Source organism: Algoriphagus sp., from assembly GCF_024642405.1.
In the GTDB taxonomy this organism is placed as follows: Bacteria; Bacteroidota; Bacteroidia; order Cytophagales; family Cyclobacteriaceae; genus Algoriphagus.
Genome location: NZ_JAHEBC010000156.1, coordinates 1 through 8764, shown reverse-complemented (window position 1 = coordinate 8764; position 8764 = coordinate 1). Strand labels below are relative to the sequence as shown.

10 protein-coding genes and 1 tRNA gene are annotated in these 8764 nt (G+C 37.2%); 6 read left to right on the top strand and 5 right to left on the bottom strand.

Features of this window, described 5'->3' with window-relative positions:
- Window positions 1-2285, bottom strand: a 2285-nt coding sequence (thrA, locus tag Q0L68_RS12355; RefSeq protein ID WP_296703544.1) for a bifunctional aspartate kinase/homoserine dehydrogenase I, incomplete at its 3' end; no start/stop codon positions are given.
- A gap of 408 nt (window positions 2286-2693) precedes the next feature.
- On the opposite strand from thrA, the gene Q0L68_RS12350 reads away from it, so the two are divergent.
- Window positions 2694-3110: an META domain-containing protein gene (locus tag Q0L68_RS12350; RefSeq protein ID WP_296703542.1), complete on the top strand. Its 417-nt coding sequence runs from the start codon at window positions 2694-2696 to the stop codon at window positions 3108-3110.
- A gap of 4 nt (window positions 3111-3114) precedes the next feature.
- On the opposite strand, the gene Q0L68_RS12345 is transcribed toward Q0L68_RS12350, so the two are convergent.
- The 3 genes from Q0L68_RS12345 to Q0L68_RS12335 are packed head-to-tail and all read right to left on the bottom strand — an operon-like array spanning window position 3115 to window position 4720.
- Window positions 3115-3570: a hypothetical protein gene (locus Q0L68_RS12345; protein ID WP_296703538.1), complete on the bottom strand. Its 456-nt coding sequence runs from the start codon at window positions 3568-3570 to the stop codon at window positions 3115-3117.
- On the bottom strand, window positions 3571-4032 hold the full coding sequence (locus Q0L68_RS12340; protein WP_296703536.1) for a nuclear transport factor 2 family protein: 462 nt from the start codon (window positions 4030-4032) through the stop codon (window positions 3571-3573).
- Window positions 4033-4042: 10 nt separating this feature from the next.
- Window positions 4043-4720 carry an SDR family NAD(P)-dependent oxidoreductase gene (locus Q0L68_RS12335; protein WP_296703533.1) on the bottom strand — a complete coding sequence of 226 codons (678 nt, stop codon included), beginning with the start codon at window positions 4718-4720 and terminating at the stop codon, window positions 4043-4045.
- A gap of 128 nt (window positions 4721-4848) precedes the next feature.
- Here Q0L68_RS12335 and Q0L68_RS12330 point away from each other — a divergent pair, with 128 nt between their 5' ends.
- Both Q0L68_RS12330 and Q0L68_RS12325 read left to right on the top strand, forming a co-directional pair.
- The gene (locus Q0L68_RS12330) at window positions 4849-5673 is read left to right on the top strand and encodes a mechanosensitive ion channel family protein (RefSeq protein WP_296703532.1); all 825 of its coding nucleotides are present in this window, start codon (window positions 4849-4851) and stop codon (window positions 5671-5673) included.
- Complete coding sequence (locus tag Q0L68_RS12325) at window positions 5654-5992, top strand: MGMT family protein (RefSeq protein ID WP_296703530.1); 339 nt, start codon at window positions 5654-5656, stop codon at window positions 5990-5992. Before Q0L68_RS12330 ends, Q0L68_RS12325 begins: the two co-directional genes overlap by 20 nt.
- Here Q0L68_RS12325 and Q0L68_RS12320 read toward each other — a convergent pair whose 3' ends face one another.
- Window positions 5993-7435, bottom strand: coding sequence for a sodium:solute symporter (locus Q0L68_RS12320; protein WP_296703527.1), 1443 nt, complete (start codon window positions 7433-7435; stop codon window positions 5993-5995).
- A 67-nt stretch (window positions 7436-7502) separates the two neighbouring features.
- Between Q0L68_RS12320 and Q0L68_RS12315 the strand changes: the two genes are divergently transcribed.
- The 3 genes from Q0L68_RS12315 (at window position 7503) to Q0L68_RS12305 (ending at window position 8534) form a co-directional block, all read left to right on the top strand.
- Window positions 7503-7781 (top strand): ATP-dependent Clp protease adaptor ClpS, encoded by a 279-nt coding sequence (locus Q0L68_RS12315; protein ID WP_296703526.1) that lies wholly within the window; start codon window positions 7503-7505, stop codon window positions 7779-7781.
- Between the two features lie 10 nt (window positions 7782-7791).
- The gene (recR, locus tag Q0L68_RS12310; protein WP_296703525.1) at window positions 7792-8412 is read left to right on the top strand and encodes a recombination mediator RecR; all 621 of its coding nucleotides are present in this window, start codon (window positions 7792-7794) and stop codon (window positions 8410-8412) included.
- 48 nt (window positions 8413-8460) lie between these two features.
- Window positions 8461-8534: transfer RNA gene (locus Q0L68_RS12305), tRNA-Ala, on the top strand.
- The last annotated feature ends 230 nt before the right edge of the window (window positions 8535-8764 follow it).

Sequence of the window (8764 nt, the reverse complement as noted above, 5' to 3'; positions counted from 1 at the left end):
TCTAATTTCAAGGAGTTCAAACCTACTTTGGCAGCTCCATTTTCTAGAGTGGCCATAAAACGAAGTTTCTCCCCCTTTTTTTGAGCTACTTCTCTAAGTTTCTCAAACTCTATATCATGAGCTTTTAATTTTTCAAAAAACTCATCTACCGAAGCTGTCACAACGCAGTCATTTGGAACCATCCCAGCTACGGTAACTGAATCAAACTCCAAAGTCTGCTCAGCTTCTCTACCCAATATCAAAATCTTCCTAGCTACATCCATCCCACTCAAGTCATCTCGAGGATCAGGTTCGGTATAACCTTTATCTTTTGCAATTTTTACCACCTCTGAAAAAGACGCTCCCTTTTCAAATTCGGAGAAAATGAAGTTCATCGAACCACTCAGTACCGCTTCAATTTTAATCACCCGATCTCCTGAAAGCATCAAATCTTGAAGTGTGTTTATCACTGGAAGGCCAGCTGCAACATTCGTTTCATAAAGAAATTTTACTCCACGCTTTTTGGCAATTTTCTTCAAAGTGAGATACTGCTCCATCGAACCGGAATTTGCTTTCTTGTTGGGAGTTACAATTCCTATTTTAGCTTCAAGAATTCGAGAATATGTATTGGCAACGTCCAAAGAAGCAGTACAATCTACCATAACAGAGTTTGAAAAATTCATCTGCTCCATCGTTTCGATAAATTTATTTAAATCCATCTTTTCATCGGCATCACTAAGTTGATGCGGGTTTTTCAAATCAAATCCATCTTCATGAAATGCCATATATCGGCTATTTGCCAAACCATGGATCTGAATGTCCAATAAACTTTCCTGCTGCAATTTTTCTTGTTGAGAAGCTATCATCTTAATTAAAGCCTGCCCAATTAAACCTGTTCCTATCAAGAAAACGTGAAGCACTTTATTTTCTGAAAGAAAGAATGCCTCATGGAGTGCATTTAATGCTTTTTGTAGGTCGATCTGGGGGATTACAGCAGAAATATTCAATTCCGAGCTCCCTTGAGCAATTGCAGCAACATTGATGTTATTTCTTCCTAAGGCTCTAAACATTCTTCCTGAAGCACCGGGGTTATGCTTCATATTTTCTCCAACTACCGCTACCGTAGAAAAGCCATGAAGTAAATTCACTTCATCCATTTCACCCGATTTTATCTCGTAGTGAAATTCTTTTTCCACTGCTTCTTTTGCTAGATAAGCCTCATCGGTTTTTATCGCCAAACAAATACTATGCTCTGAGGAGGCTTGAGAAATTAAAACAATGTTTACTTCTGCATCTGCCAATGCTTTAAAAACCCGACTTGTACCAGAAACTGACTCAATTAACCCTGCGCCTTGGACGGTCACTATCGAAATATTGGACATCGAACTAATTCCCTTGATTAAAGCCTCCTTCGTGACCTCACTATTGATTTTTGTTCCAGGATTTTCAGGTTCAAAAGTGTTTTTGATATAAATCGGAATATTCCGCTTCATTGCAGGCTGCATAGTTGCAGGAAAAATCACCTTCGCTCCAAAATGAGACAATTCCATTGCTTCATTATAGCTCAATTGAGGTACAGTGAAAGCAGTATAAACCAATCTAGGATCAGAGGTTAAAACCCCTGAAACGTCAGTCCAAATTTCCAAATCTTCTGCTTCTAGAGCACCAGCAAAAATAGATGCCGTATAATCAGATCCTGATCTTCCCAAGGTGGTAGTTTCCCCTTTGGAAGTGGAGGCAATAAAACCCGTAATGACTTTGATTCCGTCATTTTTTCCGAAATAACTTCTTATCAATGCATTAGTAGCTTGAAAATCAACACGTGCTTGACCAAACCTATCATTCGTCTTGATCACATCTCTTGCATCTAAAAATTGAGTTTTCAATCCTTTCCCTGCCAAAGATTCAGATAAAATAAATGCAGACAGTCTTTCCCCAAAGCTTGCTACATAATCCAAAGTCCTAGGAGAATTTTCTTTGATCAGAAAAATCCCGTGGAATAAATCCTCCAATTCCTTAAATCGAACTTTCACATAAGTCATGACTGTAGATTGGTTTTGAACAGAAATTAACTGTCTCACCATATCCAGATGCTTTTCTTCAAGGCTTTGAAGTAAATCTCTATAGGCAGGATCACCGTCTTTTGCAAGTTGTGAGATCTTAAGTAAGCTCTCCGTGACTCCACCAAATGCAGAAAAAACGATGGCTATTTCATGCTTTTTAAGTTTTTCCTGAATAATGGAAAATACTTTTTTGATGTTTTCTGGGTTCGCTACGGATGAACCACCAAACTTGATGACTTTCATAAATAATCTTGTAATGAGTTATAACTTAGGAGGACCAAAATGGCCAAGAGGGCGGGTACTATTAATTTAAAACGGGATCACCCGTCATCGAGGTACAATTTCCGGTAGACATAAAAAAAGATGTACGCGCAACTAAACCATGAAAAATAAATGGTGTTTCTGTAAACGAACTATTTGCTGCTAATACCATATCCGAAGAATTGACATGACAATCTTAAGCCCAAAAATTTGATATGCCAAACATTCCTTTATAGTTTTTCAAAAAAGATGTACTTTCTTTAAAAATTAAGCAATAAATCAGGCTTTTTTCGATTTAACTGACCTTAAACATTGATTAATTATTGAAACTCAAAAGAGAATTTGGTCAATGAATTTCATAAATTGTTATTCCATTAAATGCAGGATATTATGAAAGTTTTTAAATCCATTTCCATTATTCTTTTGGCTTTTTTGCTGGTTGAATGTAAACCGGTTCAAAAAACTGCTATGGGTCTTCTGGAAAACAAAACCTGGGAACTTAATTCAATGAACGACATTAGCTCCCTACAAGAGAGTTTTCCCTCAGGAGTTCCTACCCTTGAATTTTCTGAGGCGGGAAAATTAACAGGTTTCAGCGGTTGCAATGATTTTTCAGGAATTTACAGTTTGGAAGGAAAAAAATTAAAACTTGATCCTGGTGCGATGACCAGAAAAGCTTGTCCTGGTAATGGAGAATCGTCTTTTATAACAGCATTAGGAAAGGTGGTAAAATTCAAAAGCTCAGACACCGAAATTAAATTATTGGGTGAATCTGGAGAATTAATGAGTTTCACTCCAAAAAATTAAATGCCTATAGAAGTTCTTTGATTATTTTAGATTTCCCCCTAAAGGAAACCTGTCCCCCTTTTTCTTTTCCCATAAGTTCTTGTCCCAAAGGTGAATTTTTGCTCAATAAAAAGACTTTCTCACCACCCACTATAATCTGGCCGATACTTACAGAAATAAAAAGCCAATCCTCGCCAAAACGAACCAGGCTACCTTCTGTGATTTTTAAACTAGATTTTTGGGAATCCATGAGATGTTTCATTTCCATGGTAAACACTTTGTTCTGTTGGAATTGATTTTCGACTTTCCCGATTTCCTGCCGAATCATTTCCCGACCCGTTTCGTATTTATCTCCCGCAGAACTTTTAGTATCTTCATTAATACTATGCTCTAATGACTTTAACTCAGAAGAGAGAAGCTTATTCTTTTCTTCCAGCAGATCGAATGCAGCTTGGAAGACCTGAGATTTAAAATTATTCATCTATTCAACACATGCTTCTGTTCGCCTTGTATCAATGATATAAACGATTTTCCACGCATTATCAATTTTGACTAATTGGAACGAATTCACTCCACAATGACTGAATTTTTCATTCACGAAAAACTGATATGGCGTCCACGCTGTCGCCATATTTGCATCAATATTTATCACATAATCTGTAAGACGCTCATCCAATTGTCTATCCGCAGGAATAGAGCCAATATTTTTCGCGAAATCTGAAACAGAATTACTAGCAATAATTGTCCCCTCTGGTTTATTCTGGATTGTTTGCATGATCGCATTCTCAGAAAATGCGCTTAATATTTGATCTGAATCTTTTGCACGCATTCCATCAAATAACGAATCTATCACAGCCTTGACTGCATCTCTTTCCGACTGGGCATTGGCCGAAACAACTAGGCTAAAAACAAGTAAAAAAGAAAGGACTAATTTAGCATTCATAGGTTTAGATTTAAACTTCTCCGTATAATTTAAAAGTCATATTTCGAAGGGCTGGTGTGTTCACTGCATAGTGCATGGCCTCTGCTATTTCTACTGGGCTCACCCACTTTGAAAAATCAGCATCTGGCATAGACTCTCTATTGGGTGGGGTGTCGATAATACTCGGAACAAACACATGGGAACGAATCGGAGAATCTTTGATTTCCTCTCCAAGAATCTCAGTTAATGTAATAACCAGTCTTTTGCTGAGCGAATAGGCCAGCGAATCTTTTGCTCCTGACAATTCCAACGCGGGTCTAGCACCAACAAAGAGAAATGTGCCCTTTTGTTGTTTTTTCATAATTGGCAAAAATCCTCTTACCAAATGATATGCGCTGAAAAAGTTTAGATGAAACATTTTCTGGATATCAGCTTGGCTCGTCTTTTCAAACCCTCCACTTCCATATCCCCCAACTAACAAAGCTAATGCATCCAGCTCACCATATTGAAGTTGAAATTCTTTTACAAATGAAACAACTTGGCCTTCATCTGTTACGTCCACTTCATAACTATCATCTGCCTCTTCTATGAAATCTTCTCTTTTTGGATCCGTTAAAGCTATGATATGATATCCTTCTCTCTTAAATTTCTCAACAACAGCAGACCCTAAATTTCCGCTGGCCCCTGTAATAATTATATTTCTGCTCATACTTATGAAAAATTCTGTCTGAATATGCCTAAAATTACCCTTAATTTTTAAAATAAGACATGTATCATTTAAAAACCAGTATACAAAGCAAGGAAAGTATTAAAAGAAGGAATTTCGCTTTTAAACTATTGCTTTTAATAGTATTGGACTACATCTATGTGGCTGACACGATGTTACGCCCATTTTTGGATTCGCATCCAGAAGTTACCAACTTGATCAGAGCCCTTGTTTTCTTGCTCAGTAGCAACTTGATCATTTCCTTAGGAAGATTTGCTGCCTTACGTTTTTACTTGAAAAAGACCAGAGAAGAGAAAGTTCAACCTAATTTTGTGATAGGAATTGATAGAATATCATGGATTCTTAATGTGATCATCTTGCTCATTTCTCTGATGCTTGCTGTTGGCATTCGACCACTGGAATTCTTGACCAGTATAACGATTGTGGCGGCGGCCATTGCTGTATTGACCAAAGATTACATTACAAACATCGCTAACGGTTTGATCATTATGTTCTCGGATCAATTGGAGATTGGAGATAAAATTCATATTGGAAAAAACACAGGCTTCATTCGGGATATTACTTTAATCAACCTGATCTTAAAAAGCGAAACCGGGGAAATAATCATTGTCCCCAATTCTATGGTCTTAGCTACTGAGATCGTAAATTATTCTCGAAACAATGCACACCAGATGATTTTTGATTTTGAATTGAAAAATGAAATCAGTTTACAACTCAATGAATTAGAGGAAAAACTAAAAAGAGAACTGAAGCCATTTTCAGAAGTAGTTTATTTAAAAGGAGCACAACTTAATATTTTTGAAAGAAAATCTGAAAGTAGCCTAGTACGGTTTCAATTTCCAATAAAAACCGGAGAAAAAGAATCAGAATCAAAGCTTAGGAAAATCGTAAATCAGTCCATTTTAAATCTATCTCATGAAGAAAGAGAAACCTAATTATTTCGAATTGGTCTATCAAGTAGTCAAAGAAATTCCAGAGGGAAGAGCTACTAGTTATGGGGCTATAGCCCATTATTTAGGATTAAAAAGTGGGGCAAGAATGGTTGGATATGCTATGAATGCAGCACATACCATGGCTGAAGTCCCAGCACACAGAGTTGTAAACCGTCAAGGTTTATTGACTGGGAAGCATCATTTTGAAACACCTACAGCGATGCAGGAAGCTCTCGAAAAAGAAGGAGTGAAAGTGGTGGATGATCAAATACAGAACTTTGATCAAGTATTCTGGAATCCAGAAACTGAACTAGCCCTTTAATTATTTTTTCCTGACTAACCACAATCCTAAAAACATCAAAAGCCCGTTTAGGATTAAAGCCTCAAACCCAAACTTATAGCCCCAAAGTAATTTTTCTGAATTAGAGGCAATAATATAAGTTATTGTCGGCGCCAAAACAGCTAGGTAAGGAACCCATTTATCTTTCACCTGCAATTTGGTAAAAAGCCCGAAGGAATAAAGACCAAGCAAAGGACCATAAGTATATCCTGCTATCACAAATACCGTATTAATTACACTTTGATCATTGAGCCAATGGAAGATCAAAATGACAAAAAACATTAAAAACGTGAATGCTACATGAACTCTCTGTCTGATTTTCACGCGTTGATCAACAGGATATTTTCGCTCTAATTGGAGGAAATCTATGCAAAACGAAGTTGTCAAAGCAGTCAATGTTGAATCAGCGCTTGAATAAGCCGCAGCAGTAATTCCCAGCACAAATACAATTCCCGCAAAAGCTGAAAAATGTTGGGTAGCAAGCATTGGAAACAACTCATCAGTTCGAGTTGGAAGGGGAATACCTTTGGTTTCAGCAAAGAGATAAAGCATTACACCCAAACCTAGAAACAGAAGATTTACGATCACCAAGCTACTGGTAAACCAAAACATATTCTTCTGAGCTTCTCCAATATTTTTACAGGTTAGGTTTTTCTGCATCATATCCTGATCCAAACCTGTCATCACGATAGTTATGAATGCACCTGATATAAATTGTTTGAAAAAATTAGTCCCATCTTTCCAGTTCCAATTAAATATTTTTGATCTGGGATCATCTGAAACCACCTTGAAATACTCACTAATGCTTGAAAGTTCTAATTCATTTCCAATTAATACAATACTTATAACCACCGCTGCCAGCATAAAAAAGGTTTGAAGTGTATCTGTCCAAACCACAGTCTTGATTCCCCCTCTAAAAGTATAGAGCCAAATTAGTCCTACAGTGATTAAAACTGAAGTCCAAAATGGAATCCCCAATGAATCAAATAATATCAATTGCAGGACTGAAGCTACTAGAAAAACCCGAAGGGATGAACCTACGGTTCTGGATAAAATAAAGAAAAAAGCCCCGGTTTTATAAGACCAAAAACCAAATCTATCTTCCAAATAAGAATAGATAGAAACCAAATTTAAACGATAATATAAGGGCAATAATACTTTCGCAATTGTAAAATATCCAAGCGTATATCCTAAAACAACTTCGAAGTAAAAGAAGTTAGAATTACCTACCTCTCCAGGAACTGATATGAATGTCACTCCTGAAAGAGAAGCTCCGATCATTCCAAATGCAACTAAAAACCAAGGAGATTGCCGATCACCGGTAAAGAATGTATCTGCAGTTACTTTTCTTGAGGTAAACCATGAAATCAGAAAAAGCAATAAAAAATAGCAGGAAATAACGATCAGAACTACCTGTGAATTCATAATTGAGGCTAAGATTAGCCGCTAAATTGTCTATTATTATTAATTTTGCAAAATGAATCGATTGAACATGACCTATCAATTTCAGGAAGAGACCGAAGTATTGTTGGAGGAAGCGATAGATTTAGATTCCTCAGATCTAATTGTTTACAATGACGATGTGAATACTTTCGATCATGTAGCTAATATTTTGGTAAAAGTTTGTAAACACAGTACCGAACAAGCCGAGCAGTGCACAATAATTATTCATTTTAAAGGGAAATGTGCTGTAAAAAAAGGAAGTGTGGATGAGCTTAAGCCTATGTGTGAAGCTATATTAGATGCCGGAATCCAAGCTGCAATTGTATAATCTATCCTGAGTGAATATTCCTTCCAAACTTATTGAAGATGCAGTGACCGAGATATCCAGATTGCCTGGTATCGGAAAAAAAACTGCATTGAGACTTGCCCTACATTTATTGAAGCAAAATGAAGTGCATACAGAAGCTTTGACTTTGGCACTTACCAGAATGAGGGAAGAGATTCAATATTGCAAAACTTGTCACAACATCTCAGATGCCGAGCAATGCTCTATCTGTGCAAGCGCAAAAAGAGATAAAACTTTGATTTGCGTTGTAGAGGACATACGTGATGTTTTAGCAATCGAAAATACCAATCAGTTTCAAGGAACCTATCATGTACTGGGAGGAGTAATTTCCCCAATCCAAGGAATTGGACCGGAGGAGCTTACCATTGAATCCTTGCTGGAAAGAGTTAAAATCGCCAAAGAAGATGAACCTGTTCAAGAGGTGATTTTGGCTTTGAGCGCTACTATGGAAGGGGATACCACTTCTTTTTACTTGGCGAAAAAACTAAAAGAAAAAGGAATTAAGATTAGTACAATAGCAAGAGGTATCCCAGTTGGAGGGGAGTTGGAATATACCGACGAAGTAACTTTAGGTCGAAGTATTATGACAAGGATTAATTATTCTTCTGATTAATTAATTGTTTGCACAGTAAGATGACCTTTCTATATTTGCAAACCTTTTGGGGGATTAGCTCAGTTGGCTAGAGCGCTACACTGGCAGTGTAGAGGTCAACGGTTCGAATCCGTTATTCTCCACTTAAAGCTTCATAGAAATATGAGGCTTTTTTGGTTCTAAAAATTCCTTCCTGATCCTAAAGAGTCAACGGTTCGTCCCGATGACTATCGCGGACCGTTATTCTCCACTTAAAGCTTCATAGAAATATGAGGCTTTTTTGGTTCTAAAAATTCCTTCCTGATCCTAAAGAGTCAACGGTTCGTCCCGATAACTATCGCGGACCGTTATTCGCCACTTAAAGCTTCATAGA

Excerpts from the sequence above, each read along its gene's own strand:
- Q0L68_RS12345 (WP_296703538.1), bottom strand. The coding sequence starts at position 3,570 with ATGAATAATTTTAAATCTCAGGTCTTCCAAGCTGCATTCGATCTGCTG.
- Q0L68_RS12340 (WP_296703536.1), bottom strand. The coding sequence starts at position 4,032 with ATGAATGCTAAATTAGTCCTTTCTTTTTTACTTGTTTTTAGCCTAGTT.
- Q0L68_RS12320 (WP_296703527.1), bottom strand. The coding sequence starts at position 7,435 with ATGAATTCACAGGTAGTTCTGATCGTTATTTCCTGCTATTTTTTATTG.
- Q0L68_RS12315 (WP_296703526.1), top strand. The coding sequence starts at position 7,503 with ATGACCTATCAATTTCAGGAAGAGACCGAAGTATTGTTGGAGGAAGCG.
- Q0L68_RS12325 (WP_296703530.1), top strand. The coding sequence starts at position 5,654 with ATGAAGAAAGAGAAACCTAATTATTTCGAATTGGTCTATCAAGTAGTC.
- Q0L68_RS12350 (WP_296703542.1), top strand. The coding sequence starts at position 2,694 with ATGAAAGTTTTTAAATCCATTTCCATTATTCTTTTGGCTTTTTTGCTG.
- Q0L68_RS12335 (WP_296703533.1), bottom strand. The coding sequence starts at position 4,720 with ATGAGCAGAAATATAATTATTACAGGGGCCAGCGGAAATTTAGGGTCT.